This is a genomic window from Streptosporangium sp. 'caverna' (assembly GCF_003203775.1).
Lineage (GTDB): Bacteria > Actinomycetota > Actinomycetes > Streptosporangiales > Streptosporangiaceae > Streptosporangium > Streptosporangium subroseum.
The window spans coordinates 4,778,486-4,795,289 of sequence record NZ_CP029711.1 but is presented as its reverse complement, the minus strand read 5'-3'; the positions used below and the strand labels follow the sequence as shown (position 1 = coordinate 4,795,289).

The following is a 16,804-nucleotide window of genomic DNA, read 5'->3' as shown; positions in this document are numbered from 1 at the left end:
CAGAGCGCGGGGCGATCTCGCTGGCCTTTCGGACGGTTCTGCCCCGGCCGAAGGGCGGGGCAGGGGCGGTGACTCACCGTCGTACGCTTGACACCGTGAAGTACGCCGGATTCGCACAACCGTCATCGGCCCTGGTCACAGCCGCGCAGATCATGCATGCCCCGGTATCGGAGATGGCCGCCCGCCTGTCCGCGGCCCTGGCCGACGACGTGCCGCACCGGGCGGTCGCCCTCCTGGCGACCCAGTGCGCCTCCTCCCCCGTCGCGGCCGTGGGCGACCAGGAGTTCACCGACACGCTCACCGGAGCGGCACTCGGCGCGCTTGTCGCCCAGGTCACCCCGGGCCACCCGTGGCAGGGAACGGCGCACCTCGCAGGGGGCCCGTGGCCTGTCCTCGCCGTCGCGAGTGATCTCACTCCCCGGGGCGCCGGCCTTGTCATGGTCCTCGACGAGGACACTCCCGTCCCGGCGAACGTCCTCCTGACCGTGCAGGCGCTGGTGGACCTGCTCACCAGTCATGTGGAGCGCCTGGTCACGGATGCCGCACCGAGCACGCTGGCCCAGTCCCGAGCGGTCGCACAGGCCAGGGCCCACGCCGTCGCCGAACTGGGCGAGGCGCACGCGACCGCGCTCTCCGGGATCCTGGGCGTCCTGCGCAGCCACCGGCTGGACGACACCGTCGCACGGTCGACCGCCGTCGAACTCGCCGTCAACGCGCTCATGGAACTGCGCAACGAATCCCCGCGGGGCACCTCGCCGGTGTGGGAGGAGTCGGCCAGGCAGGCCTTCGGTCATCTGTCCGACTCGCTGAAGACGCTGCTCAGCCACAGCGCGGTCCAGCTGGAACTGGATCCGCCCGCGAACGACAGGTCGCTGACGTCGGTCACCGCGCACGCCGCCAAGGTGTCCGTGCGGGCCGCTGTCCTGGCGGCACTGCGGCAGAGCGAGGTCAGGCGGATCAGGGTCGGCTGGGAGCTCGGGCTCGCCGAGCTGGTGGCGACCGTACGGGACGACGGACCCGGCGTGCTGAATGATGATCTCCGCGCCTGCCAGATCGCCCAGCGGGTGGAGGCCCAGGGCGGTTCCTTCGAACTGGACGCCGTGCCCGGCTGGGGGATGACGACCAAGCTGACGTTTCCCCTGGCGCTGTCCGAGGTCGCTGCCACGAGGATCCCCCGGCCCGTACTCGCCTCCTTGCCGTATGAGACTCCGGGCGCCGACCCGCTGGCCGGTCTAGGGGCGCGGGAACTCGAGGTGCTCGAGCGCCTCGCGCTCGGCCACCGCAACCGAACCATCGCGCAGGAGCTGCACATCAGCGAGTCCACCGTGAAGTTCCACGTCGCGAACATCCTGTCCAAGCTCGCGGTCGGTTCGCGAGGCGAGGCGGCGGCGTTCTTCCACGCGGCGGCGGTCTGAGTCCCCAGACCGAAAACGGCCTACCGAGGTCGGCCGGAGGCCGTCTCACCGAGGCGGAGACCTGTCTGCGGGGCGGGCCCTGTGAAACACCACGCAGGCCCCGCTGACGCGACGGTCGCGGGCGGCCTGCTCGGGGGTCGGCCGCATGGTGCCCGCCCCTCACCATGATCCGTCTCATCGCCGACGGCCGTCCCCGCGTCCCTCGGCCCCGGTCACGGACGGAAGTGCGCCTGGTAGAGGTCGGTGAAGGTGGCCAGGAAGTCGTTCCAGTCACCGTTCAGGTTGCTCACCAGGGTGTCGTTGCCGTCACGGTCGCCCATCGCGTACGTCACCGAGCCCTGAATGTAGCCGCCGCCGCCCCACAGCGTGACCCCGCACGGCAGCCGCTGGGAGTAGACACCGAGCCCGTACGCGGTGTCCGGCACCCAGTCCGCGCCCTCCGTCGGCACGGTGGTGAACATCTCCCGCTGCTGGGCGGGCGCCAGGAGCAGGCCACGTAGCAGGGCACGCAGGAAACGATGCAGGTCGGAGGTCGTCGAGACCATGCCGCCCGCGGCTCCGGCCCAGCTCAGGTCCGCGCCGGTCACGTCGTGGACCTCCACGGGCCCGCCGGCCTCGTCGGATTTCGAGTAGTGCCGGGCGTGCGGCTCGCGGATCGTGTTGTCGGCGCCCGGCAGGTACGTCCCCGTCAGACCCAGCGGGCGGGCGATGCGGCGCTCGATCTCCTCGGCGAGGGTGGCGCCCGTCGCCCCCTCGACGACCATCCCCGCGAGGGTGTAGTTGACCTTGGAGTAGATGAAGCGCTTGCCGGGCTCCTCGGGAGACGGGGGCTCCTGACCGGGGAGGGCGTCGGGTAGCCCGCTGGTGTGGTTGAGCAACTGTTTGATCATGATCCTGGTGCCGTCGCCGCCGAGGTGCTCCTCCACAACGCCGGGCAGCCACCTCGCCACCGTGTCGGTCAGGGCGAGCCTGCCCTCGGCCGCCGCTTGCAGGACGACCGTGCCGACGAACGCCTTGGTGAAGCTGCCGATGCGGAAGTGCTCACCCGGCCCGCGCGGCCGGCCGGTCGTCAGGTCGGCCACGCCTGCCGTGCCGAACCACGCGTGGGCGCTGTCGGCCTGCAGTTCGGCGACGATGCCCGGGCCGCCGCCGCCGGCGACGGCCTGCTCCAGCACGTGCTGGAGCAGGGCCTGGTGGGGATGGGACGCGGACATTTTTCCTCCTGGGGCGGGAAGCGTTAAGCAACCCTAGTTGACTAATTTGAGATTAGTCAACGCAGGTTGCTCAGCGGGCGCCACCGGAACACGGTGGAAACGGGCCGCGGAACGGCGTAGCGGGTTGTGACCTCTCACCGGAGGAGACTCCGCGTGATCCATACCGTCCGCCCGGACTCCGCCCTACCGAGCCAGGTCCCCGGTGTCGGCTCCCCCGTCGCGCGTCCCCGCTCCCGGGGCCTTCCGGCCGTCCCGTTGTTCCTCGACCTCGTATTCCGCCGCGTGGGCGAGGACGAAGCGGCGGAAGTTCTCCACCGCCGGTGGGCGGGTGCGATCCGCGACCCATACCAGGCCGATCATTCGTCGTGCGCCCGCGATCTCGCGTTCGACGACCCCCGCCACCGCGTCGCCCGGCGGGACCACCGCCACGCCCAGCCCGGCCGCGACCAGACCGCGCAGCGTCCTTGTCTCTTCCCCCTCGAAGGCGATCTTCGGGCGGATGCCCGCCTCGCGGAACAGGTTCTCGATGATCGAGCGCAGGCCGTACCTGTGCCTCAGGACGATGAACGGCTCGTCCGCCACCTCCGTCAGGCTCACTTCCCCCTGCTCCCCCGCGCCCCCGACCGCCAGGCGGTGACCGGCCGGAACGGCCAGTCTCAGTCGTTCCGTCGCCAGCGGATGCCACGCCAGACCCTCCGGGCGGGGGCTGGTGATCGCCATGTCCGCGTGCCCCTGGACGACTTGCTCCTCGATGCGCTCGGCGCTGCCCTGCGTCAGCCGGAAGTCCACCCGGGGGTGCACGGCCCGGTACGCGCGGAGCAGTTCCGGCACCAGCGCGCTGCCCTGCGTGTGCAGGAAGGCCAGACCGACCTCGCCGTGCTCGGGGTCGGCGGCCTGGGCGAGCGCTCGCCGGGCCGCGTCTTCGGTGGCGACCAGGCGCTCGGCGTGCTCACGGAAGATCGCGCCGTAGGCGTTGAGCCGGAGCGTACGGCCCTCGCGGTCGAACAGGGGCGCGCGCAGGTCATGTTGGAGCCGGGCGAGGGCGCGGGAAAGCCCCGGCTGGGAGATCCGCAACTCCTCGGCCGCCCGCGTGACGTTGCCGGTCTCCGCGACGCGGAGGAACCAGCGCACTGTAACCAGATCCATGCGCGGCAAGCATAGTTCCTACCAATAACTCTCATTGGACGTATCAGTGCACCATGTCGCATTGTGGGGAGGACATGGTTTCCTCACTGGTATCCACGCTCTCACCGGAAGAGCGGCACCGTCGCGACTCCCCCGGGCTGCGCCGGGTCAACCTGGCCCTGTTCATCGCCGGGCTGACCACCTTCATCTCGCTCTACAGCGCCCAGGCGTTGCTGCCCGCGCTCTCCCGGGCCTTCCACGTCTCGCCGGCCGGCTCCAGCCTGCTCGTTTCCCTGGCCACCGGAACGCTCGCCCTCGCGGTGATCCCGGTCAGCGCGCTGTCGGAGCGTTTCGGCCGTACACGGGTCATGCTGGTCTCCTCGGCGATCGCGGTGCCGCTCGGCCTGCTGATCCCGCTCTGCCCGTCGTTCCCGGCGCTGGCGGCGGTGCGCGCCCTGCAGGGGATCGCCCTCGCCGGCGTTCCCGCGGTCGCGATGGCCTACCTCGCCGAGGAGGTCCATCCGGAGGCGTTCGGCGGCGCCATGGGCCGATACATCGCCGGCAACACGATCGGCGGGCTGGCCGGGCGGCTGCTGCCCGGCTTCGTCACCGACCTGGCAGGCTGGCGCTGGGGACTCGCCGCGACGGCGCTCGCCTCGGCGCTGCTCACCGTGGCGTTCTGGGCCCTGCTGCCGCGCTCGCGGTTCTTCACGCCCTCGCGGCCGGGCCTCGGCGGGCTGCTACGCCATCTGCGCGACCCGGGCATGCGCCGCCTGTACGTGATCGGCCTCGTCCTGATGGCCACCTTCGTCACCGTCTACAACTACCTCGGGTACCGCCTGATCGCGGCACCGTTCGGCCTGCCGCAGACAGTCGTGGCGCTGCTGTTCGTCATGTACCTCGCCGGCACGTTCAGCTCGCCCGCGGCGGGCTCGCTCGCCGACCGGATCGGCCGCCGGCCGGTGCTCCTGGGCGCCTGCCTGGTCACCGCGGGCGGCCTGCTGCTGACGCTGCCCGATTCGCTGCCGGCCGTGGCCGCCGGACTCCTGGTGATGACCACCGGCTTCTTCGCCGCGCACTCGGTCGCCAGCGGCTGGGTGGGGCGGCGCGCAGCCACCGCGAGGGCCCACGCGTCCGGGCTCTACCTGTTCTTCTACTACCTCGGCAGCAGCGTCGGCGGATCGGCGGGCGGCCTGGCCTACGAGCACGGACGATGGCCGTCGACGGTCGCGTACGGTCTGGCCCTGCTCGCAGTCGCCTTCGCCGCCGCGCTCGGGGTGCGCGTTTCCGCGGGAGAGAAGCGCCCCGCCCCCTCCCCGAGCCCCTCCGGGTGACGCCGGGAACGTCGGGTGCGGTGGTCAGCGACGGCGGGCCGTGATGATCCAGGCCCGCGAGTCGAAGTACACGCCGCTGTCGGTGCTGTGGGCGGCGAGGGTGGCGCGTAGCCGCGTGCGTGCTTGCTCGGCCGTCGCGGTGTCGAGGTTGGCGAGCAGGTCTCTGTACTCCCGCAGGCGGAACACGTTGTCGAAGGCGGTGGCGGTGTCCGGGCCGTAGAAGACGGGCTCGTGCACGTCGGTGAAGCCGACCTGGGCGAAGCCCGCCGCCGCCAGGATGCCTTGCGTGACGGTCGGGTCGGCGAGTGAGAACGGGCCCGGACCGCCGGTGGGAGGGGCGGGTGCGGCCGTTGCGGCGGTGAGGCTCCGGCGGATCGCGGAGGCCCATTCATTGAGGTCGCGATCTTGCCAGACCAGCAGCACGAGACGCGCTCCGGGGCGCAGAGCGCGCCCGATATTGGTGAACGCGGCGACCGGGTCGGCGAAGAACATCGCTCCGAACCTGCTGATACAGAGGTCGAAATGCGTCGATGGGAAGCGGTGGACCTGAGCATCCGCCTGCCGGTAGGCGATGTTGGGCAGTCCCTCGTCGTCACTGAGCTGACGGGCCCGTTCGAGCATCGGGGCGGAGAGGTCGACGCCTACCGCGCTTCCGGTGACGGCGGCGCGGGCGGCCTCGCGCGTGGACTGCCCCGTACCGCAGCCGATGTCGAGGACACGGTCGCGCGAGCCGACGCGGGCAGCGGCACGGAAGAGTTCGTTGTGCAGACGCAACTCCGCGTCGTAGTCGAACAGGTCGGTCTGCCTGGCCCCGTGCTCACCCGCGGCCCGCTCGGAGTTCGGCCGCATCTGGGTATCCTGCTGGTCGGACATCACCGTCACCGGATCCTCTCGATACCGATTCGACATGCTGGTCGGTCGTGTGGACGTCGAGTCGTGTGGACGTCGATTGGCGGCGGTCTGCGCGGGCCTCGTCCGTTCCTCGACGCTCGGCGGGCCGGCCGCCGAGGAACGGTTCACTGCTCGATCCTCGTGGCGGACGCGGTGGCCGCGTAGCCCGCCAACATGTCCGCCACCTCTTTGGGGCGGCTGAGTGCGACACAGTGGCCGCCCGCGATCTCGTCGGGGACGATACCCAGGCGCTCGGGCACCAGCCGGCGAAAGAAGCCGGGCGGGAAGAAGCGGTCCTCGCCGCAGAGCACGAACCTCGTCGGCACGTTCGGCCACGCGTCCAACGGCCACGGAGCGGCCGATGCGGTCCTGGACGGATGGTCGCGCTCCCTGCCCATCGCCTCCTCGGCCAGCTCCCGGGGTACATCGTGGTAGAAGCTCACGAATGGATCCGCGCTGCCCGTCAAACCGCCATCGCGCTCGGCCTGCTCCTCCACCGCGCTCTGGAAGCCGGTGTCGGCCCACCACTCGTCCGGCGACTCACCCGGCGACGGGATCATGCCGGCCAGGAGGACCAGCACATCGACGGGCAGCCGATCGGCGACCAACGGGGCGGTGAACGCACCGAACGAGTGGCCCACGACGACCAGGTCCTGCCTGTCGCCGACGGCCTCGACCACGGCGTCGGCGTAGTCCGCCAGGGTCTTCGACTCGTCGTCACCCGGAAGGTCGGGAGCCAGCACGTCGTGCCCGCGCGCTCGCAGTTCGGCCTCCACCAGGTGCCAGGACCATCCGACGTCTCCTCCGCCGTGGATCAACACGAATGTGCTCATTGGACTCTCCCTTGATGGTTGGAGCCCGGAGTCGTCGGTGGAACCCGGAGCGCACGACGACGACCGCGAGCACCACGATCACGCCGCCGGCGAGGGCCGTCACCGGTTCGGCTTCGACCTTCTGTCGGTGCAACGGTGGCCACTGTCATGCCAGCCACGCTAGGAGCCAGAAGCCATCGTGAAAAGCGATTGTTTCCGATCAATTTGATCGCTGGAAGCGATGGCTGGAAGTACGCTTGGGACCCGTGACCGATCTCGAACTGAGGCACCTGGCCGCGATGGCCGCTGTCGCCGAGGAGGGCTCGTTCGGCCGGGCGGCGGTCCGCCTCGGCTACACCCAGTCGACCGTGAGCCAGCAGATCGCCGCGTTGGAGAGGTCCGTCGGCGGCCCGGTGTTCGATCGGCCGGGTGGGCCCAGACCGGTACGGATCACACCGCTCGGCGCCGTCGTCCTCGAGCACGGACGCGAGCTGCTGGCGAAGGCGGCAGCCCTGGCCGAGGCGGTGGACCGGTTCCGGGCCGGCGACGGCCGGATCGACATCGGCACCCTCCAGAGCGTATCCACGGTGATCTTGCCGGTCGTCGTACGCCGTCTGCGCGACGAGCACCCGGGCTGCGACATCCGGCTGTCCGAGGAAGAGCCGGAGGCGCCTCAGATCGGCGATCTCGACCTGCTGTTCTACGACGGGCCCCTCAACGGCGACGTCGAGTATGTCAAGCTGCTCGACGATCCGTACCTGCTGGTGGCCGGGCGCGGCACCTTCTCCGGGCGTTCCGTCCCGCTGGACCAGCTCGACGGCGCACCGCTGGTGGCCTGGCCGTCGACCTGCGACCAGCCCAGGATGGAGGAGGCACTCACCCGCGCCGGCGCGAAACCGAAGGTCGTCTTCCGTACGGCGGGCAACGAGACGCTGCTGTCGATGGTGCGAGCCGGGATGGGATCGGCGGTGCTGCCGTGGCTCGCCATCCACGCCGCCGGCGCCGAGTCCGACGACCGGCTCCGCGTCCACGAGCTGCGACCGGCCATTCCCCCACGCGAGATCTGCCTGCACTGGCGGGCCGGCCGTACCCACTCTCCCCTGGCGGCCCGAGCGATCGAGATCGCCATCGAGGTCGCGTCCGGCCTGGCCGACGGGCCGGCCCTGGAGTACTCCGGTCCGACCACGTAAGCAGGGGGCGCGGCACCCTGCGCCGGTCACTCGGCATCCGGGCCGGCGCGCTCGAGGTCGCAGGCATCCGGCGCCGAGTTGCGGACGCCGCCCCGCCTCACCGCCGGTCAGGCCGCGCTCGCTCAGCAGCCGTATGACGCCCGGATTAGGGGTGCCGCCAAGCGCGCTGGGAACGTGTGATGTGTTCGAAAGTGGCCTTGAAGGTCCGATAGGCATCGTCTCCCAGCTTCTGGTGGTGTCGCCGTTCGATCTGGGCGAGGATGGCGCGGGCCTTGTCGATCTCGTCCAGGCCGGTCTCGGTGGGGACGATGAGCTTCGCGCGCCGATCGGCCGGGTCGGCTTCCCTGCGTACGTAGCCGAGTCGCTCCAGTTCGTCGACGATGACCCCGACGATCTGCTTGTGCTGCCCGGACCGCTGCGCGAGCTCGGTCGCTCGCGCGCCCGAGGCGGGCAGCACCGCCAGCACCGTGCCGTGCCGCGGCCGCACCTGGGGATGCCCCTGCTCGGCGAGGCGAGAGAACAGCTCCTCCTGCAGCGCCCGCCCCAGTTGCCCGATCAACATCCCCAGGTCCGGCTCCCCGGTGCTGGCATCCATCTCGACTCCAAAATTTATTCACGATCATTGACTGTATTTGATCGTTACTATACCTTGAGATCAGTTGATCCCGAACCCCCCGACAGGGACCGAACAAGGAGACGCGCCATGAGCACCACCGGCTTCGACTACACCCTCACCCGCACCCTGGACGCCCCGGTCGACAAGGTGTGGGCCGCCTGGACCATCGCCGACAACTACGGCACGTGGGCCAGTGCCGAAGAAGTCGTCATGGACGCCCGGCCCGGCGGCACCTGGAGCTCGGTCATGGTCATCCCCGGCGGCACCCGCATCCCGCTGTCGGGCGGCTACACCGAGGTCGTGGAGAACAAGCTCCTGGTGATGAGCATGAACGTTCCCGGCCGCGACGAGCCCGTCCTGATGGCCATCGAACTGGCCGCCGACGGCGAGCGCACCCAGATCAGCCTCTCCCAGACCTTCGACACCGCCGAAGAGCGCGACCAGGCCGAGCAGGGCAGCAACTTCCTGCTCGACGGCCTGACCGCCTATCTCGCCGCTGCTTGACCGGGGCGGGGCCGCGGGGCGAGGTTCGGGCCATCGACGGACGCGTCGGTGACGGCGGTCGCGACGTCACCGTCACCGACGACGCCGGGCCGCACCTCTTCCAGCTCGAATTCCTCCGCGAGGGCTCCCCTCCTCCCCGACCGGGCATGAGGTCGAGACGTGTCAGCGCGGAGCGCCTTGAGTATCTCCTGAGAGATCCGAGGAGCGGTGAGGCCTGAATCGACAAGGATCTCGTCACGCGATCCGTGCGGGAGGAACGCGCTCGGCAGCCCGAACACACTGACAGGCGTCGAGACTCCCGCGTCGATCAGCGCCTGCCGCAGGTGGGTTCCGAAGCCGGCGACGCGGAGCCCGTCCTCCATCGTTACGACCCGATGGTGATGAGCGGCAAGCTCAGCGAGACCCGGCGCGATCGGGATGATCCATCGGGGATCCACCACGGTCGCACCCACTCCCCGGCAATCGAGCAGGTCGGCGATTTCGAGCGCCGTCCGGACGAACGGGCCGACGGCGATGATGAGAACGTCGTGGCGACTGCTCTCTCGAACCACGTCGACCCCATCGGGCAGTCGACGGAGGGCGCCGATCTCCACGGCAGGGCGACCTCGGGGAACCCGCAAGACCGTGGGGGCATCCTCGACGCGGACCGCTTCGGCCAGCTCCTCCCGGAGCCGCGCCGCGTCCCGAGGGGCGGCGATCCGAATCCCCGGCACGGCGAGCAGCAGTCCGATGTCCCAGACACCGTGGTGACTGGGACCGTCCGGTCCGGTGACGCCGGCGCGATCGAGGACGAACGTCACCCCGGCGCCGTGAAGCGCGACGTCCATGAGCACCTGATCGAAAGCACGGTTCATGAAGGTCGCATAGATCGCGACCACCGGATGCAGTCCCCCGAAGGCGAGCCCGGCCGCGCTCGTGACCGCGTGCTGCTCGGCCAGCCCCACATCGATCACGCGATCGGGGAAGCGTTCGGAGAACCGCTGAAGGCCCGTCGACCGGAGCATCGCCGCAGTGACGGCGACGATCCGCTCGTCGGTCGCCGCCAGCTCGGCCACGGCCTCGCCGAACACCGAGGTCCACGTCGATGCGGGGCCGTTGACCGCCAGGCCGGAGACAGGGTCGATCGGCCCGATGGCATGGAACCGGTCGACGACGTCGTTCCTCGCCGGTTCATAGCCATGCCCCTTCTGCGTGATCGCGTGAACGATCACCGGCGCCCTATAGCCCTTCGCCTGACGCAGTGCCTCCTCCATCGCCCGCAGGTCATGCCCGTCGACGGGACCCAGGCACTTGATGTCGAGGTTCGTGTACAACCGCCGGTCGCCCGAGAAGCCGCCTGAGCGACTCGGGGATTCCGACGCGTCGGAGAGCGGCCGGCTCCCGTGGTGCGGATTCCGGCATGAGTGTTCGGCTCTCACCGAACCCAGGAAACGCGCGAGTCCCCCGACCGTCGGCTCGTACGAACGCCCGTTGTCGTTGACGACGACGACCAGATTTCTCTTGTTGTCATCGGTGATGTTGTTCAGAGCCTCCCAGGTCATCCCACCGGTCAGTGCCCCGTCTCCGATCACCACGACGACGTGGCGGTCGTGCTGCCGCGTGAGGGCGTAGGCCCGGGAGATCCCATCGGCCCAGGACAGTGAGCTGGACGCGTGCGAACTCTCGACGATGTCATGCGCGGACTCGGAACGTTGCGGATATCCCGCGATCCCACCCTTCTGGCGCAGCCCGCCGAAATCCTGCCGCCCGGTGAGGAGCTTGTGCACGTACGACTGGTGACCGACGTCGAACACGATCGAATCGCGAGGCGAATCAAAGACGCGGTGGATCGCGATCGTGGTCTCGACGACGCCCAGATTCGGCCCCAGGTGGCCGCCGGTGCGTGCGACGTGCAGCACCAGGAAGTCGCGGATCTCGCCGGCGAGCTCGGCGAGTTCTTCGGGCGACAGCCGGTCAAGGTCACGCGGGCCCGTGATCGTCGAAAGGCGTCGAGGTTTCACGATCTCTTGCCCGCTTTCCCGAAGCGCCGGAGGCTCCGTAGTTCCGGCAACGCGGATTCCCTCCTGCGGAGCAGTGCCTCCGAGCCGCACCACAGGCCGAACCCGATGATCGACAGGATGACCCCGAAAGCGGTGACACCGATCCACCCCTCGTGGTCGTACAGCAATCCCGACGCCGCCGATCCGATCGCGCCGCCGAAAAAGATGCTGCCGATGAAGACCGTGTTGATCCGGGAGCGGGCGTCCGGTCTGAGCTGGTAGATCTCCTGCTGACTGAGGACCAGATGGCCTTGGACCGCGAGATCGAGCAGGATACCGGCGACCGCCAGGACGACGAGGTTGTGCGAACCGAACCCGGCGACCGCCATCGCGACCGCGGCCAGCACGAAGACCACGCCCGTCGACGGCCGGCCGAGACCGCGATCGCCGAGGCGCCCGGCAATCGGCGCGGCCGCGGCACCGGCGGCGCCGACCAGGGCGAAGATCGCGATTTCGGTCTGAGACATGTGGTACTGCCTGATCAGCTCGTAGGCGATCGACGTCCAGAACGCGGAAAACGTCGCGAACATCAGAGCCTGCCCCGCGGCGCGCCGGCGCAACGCCGGCTCGGTCCTCACCAGATGCCCGATCGACACCATCAGGCTGCGGTAGCCGTCGGTGTGATCCGGCCGGCGCCGAGGCAGCGTTGCAGCCAGCACCACCGCCATGACCAGCATCAACGCCGCCGAGACGACGTAAACGGCGCGCCAACCCCAGAGGTCGGCGAGCAGGCTGGAGACGCTACGAGCAAGCATGATCCCCAACAGCAGGCCGCTCATGACCCGTCCGACGAACCGCCCACGCTCGGAGGCCGGCGCCAGGTGTGCCGCGACCGGTATCACGACCTGCGCGACGACCGACGTGAAACCGAGCAGCACGGAGACGATGAGAAAGGTCGTCAGGTTCGGAGCGACCGCGGCCAACCCGGCTGCGATCGCCGTCACGACCAGCACCCGCGACGCCAGGGCGCGGCTCTCGATCAGATCGCCGAGGGGCACCAGCACGATGATCCCGGCCGCGTAGCCGAGCTGGGTCACCGTCACCACGACCGCGGCCGCGCTCTCCGTGGTGCGAAAAGTCTGCGCGATCAGATCCAGGAGCGGCTGCGAGTAGAAGATGTTGGCCACCGACAGGCCGGAGGCGGTGGCGAGGATGAACGTCAACATGCGAAGGCGGCGCACGCTGATCCCCGAACTTGTCGGGGCAGGTTGGCTCTGGGAGCTCATGCTTACGATTCCTGCCGATTGACGATGACTCGTACGCTGGGACCCACAAGCTGGATCCCGCGGTGAGAATAACCATTCTCACCGCGGGGCATAGTCTAGAGAATAGTCATTCTCACCACCAACCGAGGGGGGCACGATGTCAGTGGGGACAGCGGGCCAGGAGGCTATGCGCGGGCAGCTGCTCGACGCCGCCGAGCAGGTCTTCTATGCGCGCGGCATCCAGGCGACGAACATGAGCGAGCTCCGGACCGCCGCCGAGTTGCCGTTGAGACGGATCTATCAGCTGTTCCCCAGCAAGGACGACCTGGTCGTCGCATTCCTCCGACGGCGCCACGACCGCATGATGGACGCCATCGAGGACTACCTTGCCGACATCCGGCCATCACAGGCACGGGTGCTGGCGATCTTCGATTACCTTGACGAGTGGTTTCGTGAGCCCGACTTCCGCGGGTGCCCGTGGATGAACGTCTACGGCGAGCTCGGTCCCACCAACCCTGCTGTGGCGGCTGAGGTCCATCACCATCAGCGGGCCTTCCGCGCGCTCGTCACCGGCATCGTCACCGAGGCCGGCTATGCGCCTGAGGTCGCGAACGCCATCTACCTCCTGGTCGAGGGGTCGGTGGCGACGGCGCAGGTTCAGCACACCGCCGCCCCTGCCGGTGAGGCTCGTCGCGGGGCGGAGATGCTGCTGGCGGGCGACCGGTCTCCTGCCCGCCCGGCGGCCACGCGATAGCCCTCCGGGTCTTGCCGCTGCCGTCCTCGCGACCGGGATTTCACGACAGGACGCGCTCGACGAGGTCCTTCTGCTCGCCGGTGTGCCGCTTGCTCGAGCCGGTCGCGGGAGCGGCTGAGGCGGGTCGGGAGACCAGCCGGAGCGGCCGATCCAGGCTTGGCGCGAGCTCGGAGAGCAGGAAGGTCCATGCCCCCTGGTTCTTGGGCTCCTCCTGTGCCCAGACGAGCTCGGCGTCCGGGTAGGCCTCGAGGCGCCGGTTGAGCTCGTCGACGGGAAGCGGGTACAGCTGCTCGACGCGCAGGAGGGCGACGCCGGGGTCGGGCTGCCTCGCAAGCCGCGCCAGGAGGTCGTAGTAGAGCTTGCCCGAGACGAGGACCACCCGTCGTACGGTGCCGGCGTCTCCCGAACGCCCGTCGCCGAGGATCGGCTCGAACCTGCCGCTCGTGAACTCGTCCAGGCCGCTCGTGGCGGCACGCATCCGCAGCATCGATTTCGGCGTCACCACGACGAGCGGCCGGCGAGGTCGCGCGCGCGCCTGCCGGCGCAGGAGGTGGAAGTACGACGCGGGACTCGACGGCTGGGCGACCGTCATGTTCTCCTCCGCGCAGAGCTGGAGGAAGCGCTCGATTCGCGCGGATGAGTGATCCGGCCCCTGCCCTTCGTATCCGTGGGGAAGGAGGAGCACCACGCCCGAACGCTGGCCCCACTTCTGCCTGGCGCTCGAGACGAACTCGTCGATCACGATCTGCGCGCCGTTCACGAAGTCTCCGAACTGCGCCTCCCACAGAACGAGGGCGTCAGCGCGCTCGGCCGAATATCCGTACTCGAACGCGAGCGCCGCGTACTCGCTGAGGAGAGAGTCGTATACCGAGAACGTCGCCTGGTCCGGCGTGAGCCCCGCAAGGGGCGACCATTCGTTGCCGGTAGCGCGGTCGTGAAGCACGGCGTGACGCTGAGCGAAGGTGCCGCGACGCGTGTCCTGCCCGGCCATTCGCACCGGAGTACCCTCGGCCAGCAACGAGCCGAGCGCGAGAACCTCGGCGAAGGCCCAGTCGACCGACCCCGAACGGCTCATCTCGCGGCGCTTGTCGAGCAGCGCCTGCAGCTTCGGATGGACCGCGAACCCGTCGGGCCCGTTCACCGACGCGTCGCCGATCAGCTCGATCGTCGCGGCCGAAACCCCGGTCGTCTCCGGTTCTCCCGTTTCCTCATGCTCACGCGCCATCATCCGCTCGAGCTCCGCGACACTCGCGGCGCCCTCCGGAAGCACGGGGATCGCTCCGTTCTCGGCGGCCCTGGTCTCCGCGAACGCGTGCTCCAGCCGATCCTGGAAGTCACGGTTCGACGCCTCGCACTCCTCCGCGCTGATGTCGCCGCGCCCCACCAACGCTTCGGCGTAGAGTTCGCGCACCGAATGCTTGGCCTCGATGAGGCCGTACATCTGGGGCTGGGTCATCGACGGCTCGTCGGCCTCGTTGTGGCCGCGCCTGCGGTAGCAGATCAGGTCGATGACGACGTCCCGGTGGAATCTCCGGCGATAGGCGAAGGCCAGTTCCGCGACGCGTACGACCGCCTCCGGGTCCTCGCCGTTCACATGGAAAACGGGTGCCTGCACCGTTTTCGCCACGTCCGTGGAGTACGTCGAGCTGCGCCCCGCCTCGGGGAGCGTCGTGAACCCGACCTGGTTGTTGATGTTGATCCGGACCGTGCCCCCCGTGCGGTAGGCCGGTAGCTGCGACATCTGCAGCGTCTCCACCACGACGCCCTGACCCGCCAGAGCGGCATCGCCGTGGATCAGAATGGGCAGCACGCCGAAGGCGCCCTCGGCCCCACGATCCTGCTTGCCCCGCACGATTCCCTCCAGCACGCCGTCGACGGCCTCGAGATGTGAGGGGTTCGCCGCGAGGGACACCGGGATCTCTCCGCCGTCGACGCTGCGGTAGGTGCCTTCACTGCCGAGGTGGTACTTGACGTCACCGGAGCCTTCGTCTCCGCCGTCCGCTCCCTCGAACTCCCGGAAGAGCTGTCCGTAGGTCATCCCGGCGATGTTGGTGAGCACGTTGAGCCGGCCACGGTGCGCCATGCCGATCGCCACCTCGTCCAGGCCGGCGCGCACCGACTGCCTCATGATCGTGTCCAGGAGCGGGATGAGTGATTCCGCGCCCTCCAGGCTGAACCGCGTCTGCCCGACGTACTTCGTCTGCAGGAACGTCTCGAACGCCTCGGCTTCGTTGAGCTTGCCGAGAACCCGGAGCTGTTCGGGCTTCGAGGGCTTGGCGTAGGGCCGCTCCACCTGCTCCTGGATCCAACGTCGCTGTGCCGGATCCGCGATGTGCATGTACTCGATGCCGATCGTGCGGCAGTACGACTCGTGGAGCACCCCGAGGATCTCGCGAAGCGACGCCGAGGTCGTTCCGCCGAATCCGCCCGTCGCGAACTCACGGTCGAGATCCCAGAAGCTCAGGCCGTGACTCGCCAGCTCCAGGTCCGGATGAGACCGCTGGCGGTACTCCAGCGGATCGACGTCCGCCATGAGGTGGCCACGCACCCGGAACGAGTTGATGAGCTCCTGCACCCGAGCCGTCTTGTCCACACCGCCCTCGGCCTCGGCTCCGAGGTCGGCCCAGCGAACCGGCTCATACGGAATGCGGAGCGCGGCGAAGATCTCGTCGTAGAACCCGTGGCCGCCGGTCACGCGCTCGTCGACCAGCTTGAGGAACTCGCCGGATCCGGCCCCCTGGATGACGCGGTGATCGTATGTGCTCGTGAGCGTCAGGGTCTTTCCGATGCCCAGCCCGGCGAGCGTCTTCGGCGACGCTCCTCGGAACTCCGCCGGGAGCTCCAGCGCCCCGACACCGATGATCGAACCCTGGCCGCGCATCAGCCGGGGCACGGAGTGCTCCGTGCCCGTCCCGCCCGGGTTGGTCAGCGAGATCGTGACGTGCTCGAAGTCGCCGGCCGTGAGCTGGTTTGCTCGAGCTCTGGACACCAGTTCCTCATAGGCCGCGACGAACTCGCCGAAGCTCATGGCCTCGGCCTGCTTGACGGCGGGGACGACGAGGTCTCGCCCGCCGCCGGATTTGGGGAGGTCGATGGCGAGGCCGAGGTTGATGTGAGGGGGCGTGACGATCGACGGCCGTCCGTCGATCTCCTGGTAGTGGACGTTCTGGCTCGGGAACTCCTTGAGCGACTGCACCACCGCCCACGCGATCAGATGGGTGAAGGAGACCCTGCCTCCGCGCGTCCTGCGTAGATGGTCGTTGATGACCGTGCGGTTGTCGGCCATCAGCTTGGCGGGGACCGTCCGGACGCTTGTCGCGGTCGGCACCAAAAGGCTGGCGTCCATGTTGAGCGCCAGGCTTCTCGCCCTGCCCCTCAGGGGAGTCGAGGCATCCTGCACCTCGTCGGTCGTTCGGGTGTGGGACGTGCCTCGCGTCTCGGGAGGGCCGGCGGAAACGGGCTCCGACCTGACCGGTGCGGGCGTCGCCCGGGATGCTTGACGGTCTCCGGTTCCCGGCGAAGCCTCGTCGTGCTCCTCGTCCGTCACCGCCACCGGCTTGTAGGCCTCCAGGATCGGCCACCAGGACCGCTCCACCGAGTCGCGATCAAGCAGGAACTTCTCGTACATCTCATCGACGAGCCACTCGTTGACGCCGTATTCAATGGATGGCTCGCCCGCGGGTTCGGTCGTGCTCATCGACACGA

Annotated in this window: 13 protein-coding genes; 5 read left to right on the top strand and 8 right to left on the bottom strand. The window is 69.3% G+C overall.

The annotated features are described in order from the left end of the window. Window positions 1-68 precede the first annotated feature (68 nt). Window positions 69-1,415 carry a LuxR C-terminal-related transcriptional regulator gene (locus tag DKM19_RS52755; protein WP_305000318.1) on the top strand — a complete coding sequence of 449 codons (1,347 nt, stop codon included), beginning with the start codon at window positions 69-71 and terminating at the stop codon, window positions 1,413-1,415. Between the two features lie 212 nt (window positions 1,416-1,627). Here DKM19_RS52755 and DKM19_RS21100 read toward each other — a convergent pair whose 3' ends face one another. Both DKM19_RS21100 and DKM19_RS21095 read right to left on the bottom strand, forming a co-directional pair. Further along, on the bottom strand, window positions 1,628-2,629 hold the full coding sequence (locus DKM19_RS21100; RefSeq protein ID WP_110697668.1) for a serine hydrolase: 1,002 nt from the start codon (window positions 2,627-2,629) through the stop codon (window positions 1,628-1,630). A 183-nt stretch (window positions 2,630-2,812) separates the two neighbouring features. Continuing rightward, window positions 2,813-3,775, bottom strand: coding sequence for a LysR family transcriptional regulator (locus tag DKM19_RS21095; RefSeq protein WP_110697666.1), 963 nt, complete (start codon window positions 3,773-3,775; stop codon window positions 2,813-2,815). A 74-nt stretch (window positions 3,776-3,849) separates the two neighbouring features. Between DKM19_RS21095 and DKM19_RS21090 the strand changes: the two genes are divergently transcribed. Next, window positions 3,850-5,088, top strand: coding sequence for an MFS transporter (locus DKM19_RS21090; RefSeq protein ID WP_110697664.1), 1,239 nt, complete (start codon window positions 3,850-3,852; stop codon window positions 5,086-5,088). Window positions 5,089-5,112: 24 nt separating this feature from the next. On the opposite strand, the gene DKM19_RS21085 is transcribed toward DKM19_RS21090, so the two are convergent. Continuing rightward, the gene (locus DKM19_RS21085; RefSeq protein WP_239514359.1) at window positions 5,113-5,961 is read right to left on the bottom strand and encodes a class I SAM-dependent methyltransferase; all 849 of its coding nucleotides are present in this window, start codon (window positions 5,959-5,961) and stop codon (window positions 5,113-5,115) included. Window positions 5,962-6,104: 143 nt separating this feature from the next. Continuing rightward, window positions 6,105-6,812 (bottom strand): alpha/beta hydrolase, encoded by a 708-nt coding sequence (locus DKM19_RS21080; RefSeq protein ID WP_110697662.1) that lies wholly within the window; start codon window positions 6,810-6,812, stop codon window positions 6,105-6,107. A 245-nt stretch (window positions 6,813-7,057) separates the two neighbouring features. Between DKM19_RS21080 and DKM19_RS21075 the strand changes: the two genes are divergently transcribed. After that, window positions 7,058-7,981: a LysR family transcriptional regulator gene (locus tag DKM19_RS21075; protein WP_110697660.1), complete on the top strand. Its 924-nt coding sequence runs from the start codon at window positions 7,058-7,060 to the stop codon at window positions 7,979-7,981. Window positions 7,982-8,126: 145 nt separating this feature from the next. On the opposite strand, the gene DKM19_RS21070 is transcribed toward DKM19_RS21075, so the two are convergent. Next, on the bottom strand, window positions 8,127-8,576 hold the full coding sequence (locus tag DKM19_RS21070) for a MarR family winged helix-turn-helix transcriptional regulator (RefSeq protein WP_204358910.1): 450 nt from the start codon (window positions 8,574-8,576) through the stop codon (window positions 8,127-8,129). Window positions 8,577-8,684: 108 nt separating this feature from the next. On the opposite strand from DKM19_RS21070, the gene DKM19_RS21065 reads away from it, so the two are divergent. Further along, entirely contained in the window at window positions 8,685-9,101 is a 417-nt protein-coding gene (locus DKM19_RS21065; protein ID WP_110697658.1) for an SRPBCC domain-containing protein, read from the top strand. On the opposite strand, the gene dxs is transcribed toward DKM19_RS21065, so the two are convergent. After that, on the bottom strand, window positions 9,083-11,101 hold the full coding sequence (gene dxs / locus DKM19_RS21060; RefSeq protein ID WP_110697656.1) for a 1-deoxy-D-xylulose-5-phosphate synthase: 2,019 nt from the start codon (window positions 11,099-11,101) through the stop codon (window positions 9,083-9,085). The genes DKM19_RS21065 and dxs overlap by 19 nt on opposite strands. Then, window positions 11,098-12,306, bottom strand: a complete 1,209-nt coding sequence (locus DKM19_RS21055; RefSeq protein ID WP_204358909.1) for an MFS transporter — start codon at window positions 12,304-12,306, stop codon at window positions 11,098-11,100. Before DKM19_RS21055 ends, dxs begins: the two co-directional genes overlap by 4 nt. 196 nt (window positions 12,307-12,502) lie before the next feature. Here DKM19_RS21055 and DKM19_RS21050 point away from each other — a divergent pair, with 196 nt between their 5' ends. Next, the gene (locus DKM19_RS21050; RefSeq protein ID WP_110697651.1) at window positions 12,503-13,099 is read left to right on the top strand and encodes a TetR/AcrR family transcriptional regulator; all 597 of its coding nucleotides are present in this window, start codon (window positions 12,503-12,505) and stop codon (window positions 13,097-13,099) included. 40 nt (window positions 13,100-13,139) lie between these two features. Here the strand turns inward: DKM19_RS21050 and DKM19_RS21045 are convergent, their stop codons facing one another. Next, window positions 13,140-16,796 carry a multifunctional oxoglutarate decarboxylase/oxoglutarate dehydrogenase thiamine pyrophosphate-binding subunit/dihydrolipoyllysine-residue succinyltransferase subunit gene (locus DKM19_RS21045; protein WP_110697649.1) on the bottom strand — a complete coding sequence of 1,219 codons (3,657 nt, stop codon included), beginning with the start codon at window positions 16,794-16,796 and terminating at the stop codon, window positions 13,140-13,142. Between the last annotated feature and the right edge of the window lie 8 nt (window positions 16,797-16,804).